Raw genomic sequence first — 15,501 nt, forward strand, 5'->3', positions numbered from 1 at the left:
CGTTCGCCCCAGCCATCGATAGGCGGACAGTCCCGTCTTCGAGCATCGATCGCTTCAGGGGCAAGCGAATCTTCAAAAAGTCGATGCCTTGGTGCATCTCATCCTGCTGGCACAATTTGCGCCCTTGAGGGGATGCAGACATAGCGCAGTATTATCAGAGGCGTCGCGGTGAGGTAAGCATTGATACGGAGGAGTCCTTGATGACGCTCTGTCGATCGAAAGCATACCGCCAAGTAAGGCACGTTACGCTGGCCTTGCGCCTTCTGATGATGCTGTTCACAGGGTACGCCTACTGCGGCGCGGCATGGTCGCAGCAGGCGGACAATGTTCTCGGCTACCACCACGCCGACAACCGAAGCGGGCAGTACGTCGTTCCGGGACTAACCTGGCAAAGGGCCCAGCACTTGCATCGCGACGCCGGCTTCGACGGCCGTGTCGACGGACACGTCTATGCGCAGCCGCTCTTCTGGCATCCGCCCGGCGCCGCACACGGTCTGGTCATCGTGGCGACCGAATCCAACTCCGTCTATGCGCTCGACGCAACGACCGGTCACCCAGTCTGGCGCGCCGCGCTCGGCGCACCGGTCTCACGCTCAGCGCTGCAATGCGGCAATATCGATCCGGTCGGCATCACGGGCACGCCGGTGATCGATCCGGCGGCAGGCGCGCTCTACCTCGACGCCATGGTGACGCGCAATGGCGAGCCGCGGCATCTCGTGTATGGGCTTTCGCTGCGCGATGGCGCGGTGCTGCCGGGCTGGCCCGTCGATATCGCCGCGAGCTTGCGCGATCGAGGCATGGCATTCAACTCGCGCTTTCAGGGCGAGCGAGGCGCACTGGTCCTTCTCGATGGCCACCTGTTCGTGCCGTACGGCGGTTATTTTGGCGACTGCGGCGACTACCACGGCATGGTCGTCGGGCTGCAGTTGGACAAGCCCGGCGTATTCGCTGCCTGGGAAACGCGCGGAAGCAAAGGCGGTATCTGGACGCCGGGCGGCATTGCAACCGCGGACGGGGCGCTCTTCGTCGCGACCGGCAATACGGAGGGCAGTCGGAGTTGGGCCGACGGCGAGGCGATCATCCGTCTCGCGCCCGATCTGAAGCGCTCGACGAGTCCGCGCGATTCGTTCGCGCCTGCGGACTGGCAGCAACTTGATGACGAAGATCTCGACCTCGGCGGCGTCAATCCCATGCCGATCGAGGTTGGCGGAAAGCATTTGATCGTCGCGCTCGGCAAGGACGGCAAAGCCTATCTGCTCGATCGCGAGAATCTCGGCGGCGTTGGTGGTGCGCTCGAGGTGCTGAAAGTATCGAAAGAGTTGATTCTCAACGCGCCTACCTCGTATACCGAGCCGGATGGCGTCTATCTTGCGTTTCACGGCAATGGCGCGGTTTGCCCCCGCGACCGGCGGGGAACCGGCCTAATCGCGCTACGAGTCGCCAATGCCTCTCGCGGCGGGATGAGTATCGCCTGGTGCGCATTACTGAACGGCGCCGGCAGCCCGATCAGCACGACGAGCGATGGCAAAGCCGATCGAATCGTATGGATCGCGGGCGCGGATGGCGATGACCAGCTACACGGTTTCCGCGGGGACAACGGGCAGCCGGTCTTTACGGGCGGCGGTCCGCAGGACCGCATCCCGAACGTACGGCACTTCGCGACGCCTATCGCCGGAGATGGGCGGCTCTACATTGCCGGAGACGGCAGGGTCTACGCATTCGTCGCCGGACGGTAGACGACTCGAAGAGCGAAGAAAGCGCGTCCGCGCTGGCCTGCGTACAGCTGCGTGAACGGCCGTGCAAACGGTTCATTCATGTCCGAGATGCTCGCGCCCGCTCCGAATCAGTTCTACGCTGTGAACGGATTCAGGACTCGGGCACCCGTGCCAGCGAAATCATCGACGTTCCGCGTCACCACGGTCAAGTCGTGAATCAAGGAAGTTGCGGCGATCAACTTGTCCAGCGCGTGCTGCGGGTGAGGGACACGCAAGCGACCCCACAGCTGCCCGATTTCCTCGTCCACAGTCAGAATGTTCTGGTCAAACTCACGAAGCACGCCATCGAGCCAATTTTCGAGCCGCGTTGCCTGCGCCTTGTCGCCGCGGTGCCGAATGATCTCCACTCCTCTGCGCAGTTCACCAATCGTCACCACAGAGAGATAGAGATCGACGTCATCCTTTGCCGCCTCGCGGAAGAAGGCCATTACGCCCTTGTCCGCTCGCTCTCGCTTCCGAACTTCGCTGATGACGTTGGTGTCAACCAAATACATTCGCCGCGTCTCCATCATCCACACGTGCAAAATCGGCATCGGCGCCGACATTCGGGATGCTCATCAACACCTCGGCGAAGGTCTTGCGCCGCGGCGCACGCAATGCCTTTGCCAGAATTTCGCGATGTTCCGCTTCCGCGCTGCGACCGTGTGCTGCTGCGCGCTCGCGCAAGCTTTGGACAAGTCCGTCGTCCACGTTTCTCACTAGAAGATTTGCCATCATCTACTCCACGCTCTAGATGCTATCAATGATAGCACACGGTGCGTAGAATGCAAGCATTGATAGCAAACCAGGACGGCACGCCGTCAAGTGCTGGCGCGCGCCGGAAAGTCGCGTCACGGAGTCCAGCCATGCACTTCCCTCGATCCGCGCTCACGCAGTCTTCAATTGCGTGCCGACCGGGAGCTTACGTACACGCTTGCCGGTCGCGGCAAAAATCGCATTCGTAATTGCCGGGAACAACACGGCGGTGCCCGTTTCGCCGATACCGCCAGGCGCCTCCGTGCTTTGCACGAGATGCACTTCGATCTTCGGCGTCTCGTTGATGCGCAGCATCCGGTAGTCCGTGAAATTGTTCTGCTGGACGCGGCCATCCTTGATCGTGATCTCACCCCAGAGCACGCCCGTGATGCCGAATACCACGCCGCCCTCCATTTGCGCTTCGATCGTTTTCGGGTTCACGGCCATCCCGCAATCGACGGCGCAAACGACGCGATTGACCGTGACCTCACCGTCCTTGTTGACGGTGACCTCCGCCACCATGCTCAAGTAACTGCCGAAGGCATGCATCACCGATACTCCGCGGCCCTGCCCCGGCGGCAGTGGGTTCCCCCATCCCGCCGCACGCGTTGCGACGTCGAGCACATTTGCCGCGCGCGGGGAATGGGTCAGCAACGCGCGCCGATATTCGACGGGATCAGTCTTCGCATGCGCCGCCAACTCGTCGATGAAACTCTCGACCACGAAGGTCCCGCGCGTCGCGCCAACACCACGCCAGAATGCCGTCGGCACGGTGCCCGGCTCCTGCCGCACATAATCGACGAGTTGGTTCGGCAGGTCATACGGCAAGTCAGCCGCCACTTCGACCGCGTCCGGGTCGACGCCGTTCTTCATCACGGCAGGCGCGAAGCGCGAGAGGATCGACGAGCCGACGATTCGATGCTGCCATGCAATCGGCTTGCCGTTCGCGTCGAGCGCGGCTGAAATCTTGTCGTAGTAGCACGGCCGATACATGTCGTGCTGAATGTCTTCCTCGCGCGTCCAGATGACTTTCACCGGCGCGTCCACCTGCTTGCCGATCTTGAGCGCTTGAACGATCGCATCGACTTCGAGCCGGCGGCCGAATCCGCCGCCGAGGAAGTGATTGTGAATCGCGATTTTCTCCGGCGGCAGTCCCGTGACCTTGGCCGCCGCGGCACGCGCGATCGTCGGCACCTGCGTGCCGACCCAGACGTCGCAGCCGTCGGGCCGCACATGAACCGTGCAGTTGATCGGCTCCATCGTCGCATGCGCGAGAAGGGGTTGCTCGTAGACGGCATCGACGCGCGTCGCCGCCGCCCCGAACGTCTTGCCGACGTCGCCTTCCTTGCGGGCCACGGCGCCATCGCGCTTCGCCGCTTCGGCAAGATCGCTCGCGATCTGCTGCGTCGAGAGCTTGGCGGCCGGCCCGTCGTTCCACTTGATGTCGAGCGCCGCCGCGCCTTGTTTGCCGGCCCACGTATGCGCGCCGACGACGGCGACAGCGTTTTCGATCTTCACGACGTCTTGCACGCCCGGGACCTTCCTCGCGCGTGCGTCGTCGACGCTTTCGAGCGTACCGCCAAGCACGGGGCTGTTGACGATCACCGCGTATCGCATGCCGGGCAAGCGCGTGTCGAAACCGAATCGCGCGATACCGTCTGCCTTCTCGGCCGAATCGAGCCGGTCGGTCGGCTTACCGACCAGCGTGAACGCTTCGGGCTTCTTGAGCGGCACGTCGTGCGGCGGCGGCAGCTTCGCCGCCGCATCCACGAGCTTGCCGTAGCCGATGCGGCGGCCCGTCGCCGTATGCACGACCTCGCCGGCCTGCGCGTGGCACGACGCGGGATCGAGACGCCAACGTTCGGCCGCGGCCGCGACCAGCAGGACGCGCGCTGTCGCCCCGGCCTGCCTCATCGGCTGCCATGCATAGCGTATCGACGTCGAGCCGCCCGTGATCTGCCCGCCGCCGAGCAGCGGGTCGCCGTAGAGCTTGTCGTCGGGCGGCGCATGGTCGAGCGTCACGCTCGAAAGCGGTACCTCGAGCTCTTCGGCGAGCAGCATCGGTATGGAGGTATAGACGCCCTGCCCCATATCGACCTTCGGCATGACGAGCGTCACCATCCCGTTGCGGTCGATGCGAATGAACGCATTGGGCGCGAACACGCCGCCCTTCGGCTCGTCGGACGCGTCGCCGCCGATCACCGACTTCCTTGCCCAGCCCGCGTTCGCTTCGGCCGCGACCGCAGGAATGCTGAAACCCAGCAACATCCCGCCGCCTGCGGCTGCGCTTATCGTCATGCCGAACTTCAGAAACGAACGGCGCGAGATGCCCGTCTGTCGATGCGACACTGCCCCCTCGCCTTCCTGACCTGCCTCCGGACTAGCAATGTTCGAATTGAACGCTTCGAGCAATCCTCGAGACATGTCAGACCTCCTCCTGCGCCGCATGCTTGATGGCGGCACGAATCCGAGGGTACGTACCGCAGCGGCAGATGTTGCCTGACATGGCCGTGTCGATATCCGCATCGCTCGGCTTCGGATTTTGCGCCAGCAGCGATGCAGCCGACATCACTTGCCCCGACTGACAATAACCGCATTGAACGACATCGAGTTCACGCCAGGCCGCCTGGATCTTCCGGCCCGCGGGCGTCGCGCCGACGGCTTCGATCGTCGTGACCTTCTTGCCCGCGACGGCCGATACGGGCAACACACAAGAGCGCACCGCGGTGCCGTCGAGATGAACGGTGCACGCGCCGCACTGGGCGATGCCGCAGCCGAACTTCGTGCCGGTGAGCCCGACGACGTCCCGGAGCACCCACAGCAGCGGCATGTCGTCCGGCACCTCGAGCTTGTGAACCTGGCCGTTGATGTTCAATGTCGCCATGCGCTTTTCCCGCCTTATTGTCGTAACGAATCAAGGTCGATCACGAAGCGATACTTGACGTCACTCTTCAACATGCGGCTGTACGCCTCGTTGATCTTCTGCATAGGAATCGTTTCGATGTCCGAAGTGATTCCGTGCTTGCCACAAAAATCGAGCATTTCCTGCGTCTCGGCGATGCCGCCGATCAACGAGCCCGCGATCCGCCGGCGCTTCATGATGAGGCCGAACACCTGCGGCGACGGATGATCGTGCTCCGGCGCGCCGACGAGCGTCATGGTGCCGTCGCGTTTGAGCAGCTCGATGAACGGATTCAGATCGTGCTGCGCGGCGACCGTATTCAGCAGGAAATCGAAGCTGTTCAGATGCGCGCGCATTTGCTCGGGATCCTTCGAGATCACCACTTCATGCGCGCCGAGACGCTTCGCATCCTCGATCTTCGACGGCGACGTCGTGAACAGTACCACGTGCGCGCCCATCGCGCTGGCAAGCTTCACGCCCATATGACCAAGCCCGCCGAGGCCGATCACGCCTACCTTCTTGCCTGGCCCGGCGCCCCAGGTGCGCAGCGGTGAGTACGTGGTGATGCCCGCGCACAGGAGTGGTGCGGCAGCGGCCGGGTCGAGATTGTCGGGGATGCGCAGCACGAAAGCTTCATCGACGACGATCTTCGTGGAGTAGCCGCCGTACGTGATTTCGCCCGTGACGCGGTCGGCCCCGTTGTAAGTGCCCACCCAACCGTTCTCGCAATACTGCTCCAATCCTTCGGCACAGCTCGCGCAGGTGCGGCACGAGTCGACGAGACAACCTACGCCGACGAGGTCGCCGACCTTGTAGCGCGTGACGCCGGGGCCGACCTCCTTCACGCGGCCGACGATCTCATGGCCTGGCACGACCGGATAAATGGAATTGCTCCATTCGTTGCGCGCCTGATGGAGATCGGAGTGGCAAACGCCGCAATACATCACGTCGATCTGCACATCGTATTCGCGCAGCGCGCGGCGCTCGAATTCGAACGGAGCGAGCGGCGAGCGGGCGTCGCTGGCGGCGTATCCATAGGTCTTGTACATGATCAGTCCTCGGAATGAAGGGTTCAGCAAATGGACTCCCATGCTAGGCAAGTCGACCCCGGCTCGGGAATACCCGAACCTATCGAAGGCTTGCCTGTTTCTCTGCCAGCTCTGCAGAGCCGCGCGTTTGGTGCTAGATTTCGAGCCTGATCCTCTTGTAAGGCAGGCTGCCGGACATGGACCGTTCCTCTTCTGCCACGGCTCTCGTCGATATGGCTCAACCCCGCGTAATCGAACTGCTCGGCAAGCTCGCGCCGGCCGAGGGCTTCACGCAATCGGACCTCGACGGCGTCAGGTTCATGCGCGTGAATCATCCGCTTGCGCGCAACCCCGTGATGTACGACCCGTGCATCGTCATCATCTGCCAGGGCCGAAAACGCGGATTCGTTGGCGAGCAGACGTTCGTGTACGACGCGCGGCATTACCTCGTCATGGCGGTGCCGCTGCCATTCGAATGCGAAACGGAGGCAAGCGAAGCGGAGCCGCTGCTCGGAATCTCGATCAAGATCGATCTGACCGTCGTCGCGGAATTGCTGATCGCGCTCAACGATATGCGCGGTCCGCTGCACGGCGAGCCGCGCGCCTTCTACGCCACGCCGATCGACCCGCCGCTCGGCGATGCCGTCCTCCGATTGCTCGAAGCGCTCGCTTCACCGTCGGATGGGCGTATTCTCGGCCCCTCGATCCTGCGCGAGATTTGTTATCGCGTGTTGACGGGCCCGCAAGGCGACGTGATTCGGATCGCGCTTACGCAGCAGAACCATTTTGGTCGCATCGCGAAAGCGTTGCGGCGCATTCATTCGGATTACCGCAACGATCTCGACGTCGAGACGCTGGCGCGCGAAGCCGGGATGAGTCTTGCCGTCTTTCATGCGCAGTTCAAGGCCGTGACGGCGACCTCGCCGATGCAGTATCTGAAGACGACCCGGCTCCACCACGCGCGCCTTCTGATGGCGCAAGATGGTCTCAATGTCAGTACCGCGGCGGCGCACGTGGGATATGAAAGCGCCTCGCAGTTCAGCCGCGAGTTCAAGCGCTTCTTCGGCTTGAGCCCGATCGATGAGGCGCGGCGCATGCGGTCGGTGGCGGCTGAAACACCGCGGCCCGATTCGACCGAACGCAGACAGCAGTATGTAACCGCTGAGTGAGTGAGCGAACGAGCGCGGCGCCTACGCCGCGCCGCTCACCCATCGGCACGCGACGCGTTCAACGCGATGCGTCGCCAAACCGATACTCGTGCGAAAGCTCGTCGAGCTTCTCCTTGAACGCCGGATCGAGTTTATGATCGGCCGCCGCGAGCGAATCGCCCAATTGTTCGGGCCGGCTCGCTCCGATGATGGCCGAAGTGATCGCGGGGTTCGAGAGAACCCAGGACACGGCGGCTGTTACCGGAGAAACGTTCGCCTCCCGCGCCGCCTGCTGAAAAGCCTCGACCGTCGCGAACTCGCGCTCGTGCCAGTAACGCTCTTGATACATCTTTCCAGCGCTGCCGAGCGTAAACCTTCCTTCGGGCGGTGCCCCCTCGCGCTTGTGCTTGCCCGTCAGCAAGCCACCCGCAAGCGGGTTGTAAGGAATGACGCCGAGCCCTTCCTCCTCGGCGAGCGGCAGCAGTTCGCGCTCGATCTGGCGAAAGAGCAGGTTATAGCGCGGCTGCACCGAGACGAAGCGAGCGAGCCGCAGCGTGTCCGCGCGTCCGAGCGCCAATGCGAGCCGGTACGCCAGAAAGTTCGATACGCCGATATAGCGGGCGCGGCCCGAGCGCACGATCGTATCGAGCGCTTCGAGCGTCTCGTCGAGCGGCGTTTCGCGATCGTCGGAATGGAGTTGGTAGAGATCGACGTAATCGGTGCCGAGCCGCTGCAAGGATGCATCGATCGCATCGAGCAGATGCTTGCGCGACGCACCTTTGTTCCAAGGGGATGGCCCCATTGCGCCGACCGCTTTCGTGGCCAGGATGAAGCGATGACGCTTTCCTTTCAGCCAGCGCCCGACGACCTGTTCGGTCGCGCCGACGCGCGACTCGCCGCCGCCGAGCGGATAGACATCGGCCGTGTCGAAGAATGTCACGCCCGCGTCGGCGGCCGTCTGCATGATTCGGCCGGCCATCTCTTCTTCGACCTGAAAGCCGAACGTCATCGTGCCGAGACACAGGCGCGAAACAGTCAGGCCAGTGCGGCCGAGCTTGCAATATTCCATGACGACTCCTCCGAGATGCAGCCCTCGTCGGGCTGAATCTCAAAGGATAATCGTCATCTCGCGAGCGTGCTTCGGAGTACGCAACGATGCACGGGTTGCACCGTCTCGATCAAAGCAGCGGCTGCGCGGCGTCGAGCACGATGCGGCAGAAGTAATCGGCGAAGCTGCGGCGCACGACGATCTCGAACGTGTTATCAGCCGTCGGCACGAGCACGATCGACGCCTTGAAGTAGTGACTCTGCGCGCACTGGCCGCGCGCGAGCACACGCGGGTGCAGATCGAGCGGGCATCCGCGCGAAATGACGTCGCGCACGCGCTCGCCGCTCGCTTCGAGGACCGTATAGCCGCTGCCGACGTCGACGGCCGTCGCGAATGTACCGACGAACGCGGCCTCGAGCCTGGCCTCGAGATCGGACGCGCGCGGCTCGCTCGAGCGCACGAGCCATTCGTCTGGGCCGAGCCAGAGGACGTCGTAGTCGCTCGCCTGCGCCACCGTATTAGACTTCACCGGCAAGCGCGTGCCGATCACCTTCTCGAAGGCGCTCACGAACGCGGGGTCGCCCGCGTCGCCGCGCACGTTCACGAGCTCGAGAAACGGCCGCTCGCGCAGACGAAACGCTTTCGATGTCAACGCCTGATGCGCGGCGAGCAGATCCTGTGCGCTCACGAGCGGCGACTCGAGCCGCGTGCGCCCTTCGAGCGCGACCGCATCGTTCCTGTTCTCATTCCACATGCTGACGCACTCCTTCGGTGTCGTAAAACACGGGGCTCGAAATCGTCGCCTCGACGGTCTTGCCGTTCAGATCGATCGACACCTTCTGCCCTATTTTGCCCAGCCCTCCCTTCACGACCGCGAGCGCAATCGAACGCTTGAGGATCGGGCTGTGGTAACTCGACGTGACGTGACCGAGCATCGGCACCGGCTCATGCGCCACCTGTCCCGCCGGCGGCGTCCTCACACCCGCCGCCACGATCTGGCCGCCTTCGGGCAGCACGCACGAAGCGTCATCGGTCAGGAGTCCTACGAGTTGCTTCCGATCTTCGCGGACGGTATCGGAACGCGTGAGCGAGCGCTTGCCGAGACAGTCCTTCGACTTCGCGACGAGCCCGCCCATGCCGAGATCGAATGGCGTGATCGAGCCGTCCGTATCCTGGCCGACGATGATGTACCCCTTCTCGGCGCGCAACACGTGCATCGTCTCAGTGCCGTAAGGCGTGATGCCGAACTCCTCACCCGCGCTCATCAACGCTTCCCACACGCCACGGCCCGCGTTGGCCGGCACGTTCACTTCGTAGGCGAGCTCGCCCGAGAAGCTGATGCGCATCACGCGCGCCTTGACGCCCGCAACCGTGCCGTCGCGGTAGCTCATGAACGGAAACGCCTCGTTCGCGAAGTCGATGTCCTGACAGACCTTCTTCAGCACCTTGCGGCTCTTGGGCCCGACGACGGCGAAGGTCGCCCAATGATCGGTCACCGATGCCAGCCGCACCTTCATGTCGGGCCATTCCGTCTGGAGCCAGCGCTCGAGCCACGTCAGCACGCGCGCGGCGCCGCCCGTTGTCGTCGTCATCATGTAATGCTGCTCGCCGAGGCGCACCGTCACGCCGTCGTCGAACACCATGCCGTTTTCGTCGAGCATGAGGCCATAGCGGCACTTGCCGACTTCCAGCTTCGACCACGGATTCGTATAGACCCAGTTCAGCAGCTTCGCCGCGTCCGGCCCCTGGATGTCGATCTTGCCGAGCGTCGACGCGTCGAGGATGCCGACGCCGTTACGCACAGCAAGGCATTCGCGCGCCACGGCCGCGTGCAGGTCTTCGCCGGCCTGCGGGTAATACCAGGGCCGCTTCCAGTTGCCGACGTCCTCGAATGCCGCGCCATGCTCGACGTGCCATTCGTGAATGCAGGTCTTGCGGATCGGATCGATGAAGTCGCCGATCTCGCGGCCCGCGATCGCGCCGAAAGTGACGGGCGTGTAGTTCGGGCGGAACGTCGTCGTGCCCGTCTCCGGAATCGTCTTTCCGAGCGCGCTCGCGAGGATCGCCATGCCGTTGATGTTGCCGAGCTTGCCCTGGTCGGTGCCGAAGCCCATCGCCGTATAGCGCTTCACGTGCTCGACCGATTCGAAGCCCTCACGCACGGCGAGCAGAATGTCGGCCGCCGATACGTCGTTCTGGAAATCGACGAACTGCTTCGGGCCGCGCGTCGCTTGCTCGCGATTGCCGACGAGCCAGAGCGGCAATATCGGCGTCTCCTTGATCTCCGCGATCTGCGGCGCCGTGGGGCGCGCGCTCTTGAATCCGAGCGATTGCACCGCTTCGATGCCCGCATCGATCGCGAAGCGCAGACCGCGTGCGAGACTGAACTCGCCGGCCGCGGCGCCGACGCTGACCTGGGCTTGAACGCCGCGTCCCGGCACGAAGCACGCCTTGTCGTCGTTCCAGTGAGCCTTGCCGCCCGATTGCGCGAAAAGGTGAAGCACCGGGCTCCATCCGCCCGACACCGCGACGAGATCGCATGCGAGCGTGGCCACCTGGGCGCCGACGGTGCCGTTGGCAAACGAAGCGACATCGACCGATGCCACGCGCCGATTCCCATGCGCCGCAACGACGACGGCTCCGCTCATGACCTTCAGGCCGTGACGCCGTGCCGTCGCCGGCAGCGAGCCGTCGGTTTTCGCGCGAGGATCGACGACCGTCACCTTCGCCCCGCCGGCCGCCAGGTCGAGCGCGCTTTGATAGCCGTCGTCGTTGTTCGTGAAGACGACGGCTTCGCGCCCCGGCAACACGCCATATCGATGGATATAGGTCGACACGGCCGAGGCCAGCATGATGCCGGGCAAGTCGTTGTTGCCGAAAACGAGCGGACGCTCATGGGCGCCCGTGGCGAGAATCACGCGCTTGGCCCGAATCTTCCAGACCAACTCGCGCGTGCCCTTGCGCATCGATACGGGCAGATGGTCGGTCAAGCGCTGCACGACCGTCACGAGGTTGTGGTCCTGGTAGCCGAACGCCGTGGCGCGCGAAAGCACCTTCACGTCGGGCATCTGCGCGAGCGCGGCCTCGATTTTCTCGACCCATTGCGTCGCCGGCTTGCCGTCGATCTGCGCGCGGCACGACAGCAGGCTTGCGCCGAGCTCGCGCTGGTCGTCGACGAGAATGACGCGCGCGCCGGAAAGACCCGCCGCGTGCGCCGCCGCGAGGCCCGTCGGCCCGCCGCCCACGACGAGCACGTCGCAATGCGCGAAGCACTTGTCGTAGCGATCGGCGTCGAGCGTGTCAGGCGCTTTGCCGAGACCTGCCGCGGCGCGGATCTTTTCCTCGTACTTCGGCCACCATTTGCGCGGCCACATGAAGGTCTTGTAGTAGAAGCCCGCGGGAATGAATCGCGCGAACTTCTGATTGACCGCCATGCGGTCGTTCTCGAGCGAGGGCTCCGCATTGACCGTCGTGGCCACGAGCCCTTGATAGAGCTCGACCTCCGTCGCGCGTGCGTTCGGTACCGTATAGGCACCGCGCTCGAGCTGCACGATGGCATTCGGCTCTTCGACCCCGGCCGTCACGATGCCGCGCGGCCGGTGATACTTCCAGCTCCGCGCGACGAAGTGAACGCCGTTCGCGAGCAACGCCGACGCGAGCGTGTCGCCCTGATAACCCTGGTAAGTGCGGCCGTTGAACGTGAAGGTCAGCGGGATGGCGCGATTGATCCGGCCGCCGGCGCCGAGGCGGTCTTTCTGACTGCTCATGATTGCTTGCCCTCTTTTGCGGCGTGCCCGGCGCTCGCGCCGCCGAACGTCTCATATCCCTGGAACGCGTAGGTGACCGTATCGCGCGTGGCCATGAACCAGCGGCGACATCCTTGCGCGTGCATCCATTGCTCGCGGTGCACGCCGCGCGGATTCTTGCGCATGAACAGGTAATCGCCCCACTCGCGATCGGAGAGCTTGTCGGGCTCGGCCGGACGCACAATATCGGCTTCACCGCCGCACGAGAACTCGGATTCGGCACGAGGACCGCACCACGGACATTCGATCAGCAACATTGCGGTCTCCTAGTGCATCAGTGAGCGACGGCGGCTGCGCCGTGCTCGTCGATAAGGTGGCCCGTGTAGAACCGGTCCAGCGCGAACGGTGCATTGAGCGGATGCGGCGCATCGTTCGCGATCGTGTGGGCGAAGGCCCAGCCCGAGCCCGGCGTCGCCTTGAAGCCGCCCGTTCCCCATCCGCAGTTGAAATAGAGCCCCTTCACGTCCGTCTTGCTGATGATCGGGCAGGCATCGGGCGAGACATCGACGATGCCGCCCCACTGCCGGTTCATCCGCACGCGAGAGAAGACGGGGAACATCTCGACGATGGCCTGCAACGTGCCTTCGATGATGTGGAAGCTGCCGCGCTGGCCGAAGCCCGTGTATTGGTCGATGCCGGCACCGATGACGAGATCGCCCTTGTCGGATTGGCTGATGTACGCATGCACCGCGTTCGACATCACGACGGTATTGACGACGGGCTTGATCGGCTCCGACACGAGCGCCTGCAGCGGATGACTTTCGATCGGCAGGCGAATGCCGGCCATGTCGGCGAGCGTCGTCGTGTTGCCGGCCGCCACCACGGCGACCTTCTTCGCCTTGATGAAGCCCTTGACCGTATCGACGCCGACGACCGCGCCGCCTTCGCGTCGAATGCCCGTGACCTGGCAGTTCTGAATGATGTCGACGCCGCGCGCATCGGCGCCGCGCGCGAAGCCCCATGCCACCGCATCGTGACGCGCGACGCCGCCGCGCCGCTGGAACGATGCGCCGAGCACCGGATAGCGGCTATTCAGGTTGATCGTCGGCTCGATTTCCTTGATCTGCGCGGGCGTGAGCCACTCCGCGTCGACGCCGTTGAGCCGGTTCGCGTTGATGCGCCGTTGCGTATCGCGCACGTCCTGCAGCGTATGCGCGAGGTTCATCACGCCGCGCTGGCTGAACATCACGTTGTAGTTGAGATCCTGGGAGAGGCCTTCCCAGAGCTTCATCGCCTTTTCGTAGAGCGCGGCCGATTCGTCCCACAGGTAGTTCGAGCGGATGATCGTGGTATTGCGAGCCGTATTGCCGCCGCCGAGCCACCCTTTCTCGAGGACGGCGACGTTGCGCAGACCATGCTCCTTGGCGAGGTAGTAGGCGGTCGCGAGCCCATGCCCGCCGCCGCCGACGATCACCACGTCGTATTCGCGCTTCGGCTCCGGGCTGCGCCATTGGCGATCCCAGTTCTCGTGGTATGACAAGCCGTTGCGCACCAGGCTGAAAATCGAAAAGCGGCTCATGGCGATGGTTCCGTTCGTCCTTGTGTCGATACAGCGACGTTTCGTCGTTGCGTGTGTGATTCGTCTCTCTCAGGTCCTACGCACTGCTCAGCATTCGATGACGTTGACGGCGAGCCCGCCGCGCGACGTCTCTTTGTATTTGGTTTTCATATCGGCTCCCGTCTCGCGCATCGTCTTGATGACGGAATCGAGCGAGACATAGTGATGGCCGTCGCCCTTCAACGCCATCCGCGATGCGTTGAGCGCCTTGATCGCCCCCATCGCATTGCGCTCGATGCAGGGAATCTGCACGAGGCCGCCGACGGGATCGCAGGTCATGCCGAGGTTGTGCTCCATGCCGATTTCAGCGGCATTCTCGACCTGCTGCGGCGTGCCGCCCATGACGGCCGCGAGCGCCGCCGCGGCCATCGAACAGGCCACGCCGACTTCGCCCTGGCAGCCGACTTCGGCACCCGATATCGAGGCCGTCTCCTTGTAGATGATCCCGATCGCCGCGGCCGTCAGCAGGAACTCGACGATACCGTCCTCGTTGGCGCCCGGCACGAACTTCACGTAGTAGTGCAAGACCGCCGGAATGACACCTGCCGCCCCGTTGGTCGGCGCCGTGACGACGCGCCCGCCCGCGGCGTTTTCCTCGTTGACGGCCATTGCGTAGAGGTTGACCCAGTCGAGCATCGACAGCGGATCGCGCAGCGATTCCTCGGTGCGCGCGCGCAGATGCTTCGAGAGCTCGGCCGCGCGGCGCTTGACGCGCATAGGCCCCGGCAACTCGCCCTCGATCTGGCAACCGCGCTCGACGCAGCGCGCCATCGTGCGCCAGATCGTCAGCAAGCCTTCGCGGACTTCAGCCGGCGTGCGCGTCGCGCACTCGTTGCGCAGCGTGACCTGCGCGATCGACAATCCGCTTTCGCGGCAGGCGCGCATCAGATCGTCGCCGGTCCGGAACGGGTAGGGCGACTCCGCCGCGGCGCGCACCCCATTGACGCGATCGCCGTCCCGATTGACGACGAAGCCGCCGCCGATCGAGTAATACTCTTTCTCGACAAGCAGTTGACCGTGCTCATCGAATGCCTGAAACCGCATGCCATTCGAGTGAACGACGTTCGTGCCGCCCAGCAGGCGCCGGTAAAACGCGACGTCCTCCTTCTCGTCGAAACGGATATCCGCGCGGTTCAGCAGGCGAAGCGACTTCGTCCGACGAATTTCGGCGAGGCGCGGCTCGATCAGGTCCGGATCGATCGCATCGGGCAAATGGCCTTCGAGCCCGAGCAGGACGGCCTTGTCCGTACCGTGGCCTTTGCCGGTGGCGCCCAGCGATCCATAGAGCTCCGCCTTGACGCGGCGCACATATCCGAGCAGATTCGCATCCTCGACGTGCGAGACGAAGCGGCAGGCGGCGATCATCGGCCCGACCGTATGCGAGCTCGACGGCCCGATGCCGATCTTGAAGAGGTCGAAAACGCTGACGTTCATGGGGGACTGCCTCTCTTGACGTACTTGACGCACGGTCCTTGAAGGGGGTGACTGCGGCTGCCGGCTC

The 15,501-nt window shown here is 64.0% G+C and carries 13 protein-coding genes; 2 read left to right on the forward strand and 11 right to left on the reverse strand.

The window, feature by feature from the left end:
- Positions 1-266 precede the first annotated feature (266 nt).
- The gene (locus B0G57_RS23545) at positions 267-1,736 is read left to right on the forward strand and encodes an outer membrane protein assembly factor BamB family protein (protein WP_159067960.1); all 1,470 of its coding nucleotides are present in this window, start codon (positions 267-269) and stop codon (positions 1,734-1,736) included.
- Positions 1,737-1,849: 113 nt separating this feature from the next.
- Here B0G57_RS23545 and B0G57_RS23550 read toward each other — a convergent pair whose 3' ends face one another.
- The 5 genes from B0G57_RS23550 to B0G57_RS23570 all read right to left on the reverse strand — a co-directional run bounded on the left by B0G57_RS23550 (position 1,850) and on the right by B0G57_RS23570 (position 6,461).
- Complete coding sequence (locus B0G57_RS23550; RefSeq protein WP_020566337.1) at positions 1,850-2,269, reverse strand: type II toxin-antitoxin system VapC family toxin; 420 nt, start codon at positions 2,267-2,269, stop codon at positions 1,850-1,852.
- Positions 2,256-2,489, reverse strand: a complete 234-nt coding sequence (locus B0G57_RS23555; RefSeq protein ID WP_026229908.1) for a FitA-like ribbon-helix-helix domain-containing protein — start codon at positions 2,487-2,489, stop codon at positions 2,256-2,258. The genes B0G57_RS23550 and B0G57_RS23555 overlap by 14 nt, the downstream gene beginning before the upstream one ends.
- A gap of 153 nt (positions 2,490-2,642) precedes the next feature.
- Positions 2,643-4,934 carry a xanthine dehydrogenase family protein molybdopterin-binding subunit gene (locus B0G57_RS23560; RefSeq protein ID WP_018441976.1) on the reverse strand — a complete coding sequence of 764 codons (2,292 nt, stop codon included), beginning with the start codon at positions 4,932-4,934 and terminating at the stop codon, positions 2,643-2,645.
- A gap of 1 nt (position 4,935) precedes the next feature.
- A complete protein-coding gene (locus B0G57_RS23565) occupies positions 4,936-5,394 on the reverse strand; it encodes a (2Fe-2S)-binding protein (RefSeq protein WP_018441977.1) in 459 nt (152 codons plus the stop codon).
- A gap of 14 nt (positions 5,395-5,408) precedes the next feature.
- Positions 5,409-6,461, reverse strand: a complete 1,053-nt coding sequence (locus B0G57_RS23570) for an NAD(P)-dependent alcohol dehydrogenase (RefSeq protein ID WP_018441978.1) — start codon at positions 6,459-6,461, stop codon at positions 5,409-5,411.
- A gap of 176 nt (positions 6,462-6,637) precedes the next feature.
- On the opposite strand from B0G57_RS23570, the gene B0G57_RS23575 reads away from it, so the two are divergent.
- A complete protein-coding gene (locus tag B0G57_RS23575; RefSeq protein WP_018441979.1) occupies positions 6,638-7,609 on the forward strand; it encodes an AraC family transcriptional regulator in 972 nt (323 codons plus the stop codon).
- A gap of 58 nt (positions 7,610-7,667) precedes the next feature.
- On the opposite strand, the gene B0G57_RS23580 is transcribed toward B0G57_RS23575, so the two are convergent.
- The 6 genes from B0G57_RS23580 to B0G57_RS23605 all read right to left on the reverse strand — a co-directional run bounded on the left by B0G57_RS23580 (position 7,668) and on the right by B0G57_RS23605 (position 15,434).
- Positions 7,668-8,657, reverse strand: a complete 990-nt coding sequence (locus B0G57_RS23580; RefSeq protein ID WP_018441980.1) for an aldo/keto reductase — start codon at positions 8,655-8,657, stop codon at positions 7,668-7,670.
- A 109-nt stretch (positions 8,658-8,766) separates the two neighbouring features.
- Positions 8,767-9,390, reverse strand: a complete 624-nt coding sequence (locus tag B0G57_RS23585) for a sarcosine oxidase subunit gamma (protein ID WP_018441981.1) — start codon at positions 9,388-9,390, stop codon at positions 8,767-8,769.
- Positions 9,380-12,403: a sarcosine oxidase subunit alpha family protein gene (locus B0G57_RS23590; protein ID WP_018441982.1), complete on the reverse strand. Its 3,024-nt coding sequence runs from the start codon at positions 12,401-12,403 to the stop codon at positions 9,380-9,382. The genes B0G57_RS23585 and B0G57_RS23590 overlap by 11 nt, the downstream gene beginning before the upstream one ends.
- Entirely contained in the window at positions 12,400-12,699 is a 300-nt protein-coding gene (locus B0G57_RS23595; RefSeq protein ID WP_018441983.1) for a sarcosine oxidase subunit delta, read from the reverse strand. Before B0G57_RS23595 ends, B0G57_RS23590 begins: the two co-directional genes overlap by 4 nt.
- A gap of 17 nt (positions 12,700-12,716) precedes the next feature.
- Positions 12,717-13,961 carry a sarcosine oxidase subunit beta family protein gene (locus tag B0G57_RS23600; RefSeq protein WP_018441984.1) on the reverse strand — a complete coding sequence of 415 codons (1,245 nt, stop codon included), beginning with the start codon at positions 13,959-13,961 and terminating at the stop codon, positions 12,717-12,719.
- Positions 13,962-14,048: 87 nt separating this feature from the next.
- Positions 14,049-15,434, reverse strand: coding sequence for an L-serine ammonia-lyase (locus B0G57_RS23605; RefSeq protein ID WP_018441985.1), 1,386 nt, complete (start codon positions 15,432-15,434; stop codon positions 14,049-14,051).
- Positions 15,435-15,501 lie beyond the last annotated feature (67 nt).

Source organism: Trinickia symbiotica (assembly GCF_002934455.1).
In the GTDB taxonomy this organism is placed as follows: domain Bacteria; phylum Pseudomonadota; class Gammaproteobacteria; order Burkholderiales; family Burkholderiaceae; genus Trinickia; species Trinickia symbiotica.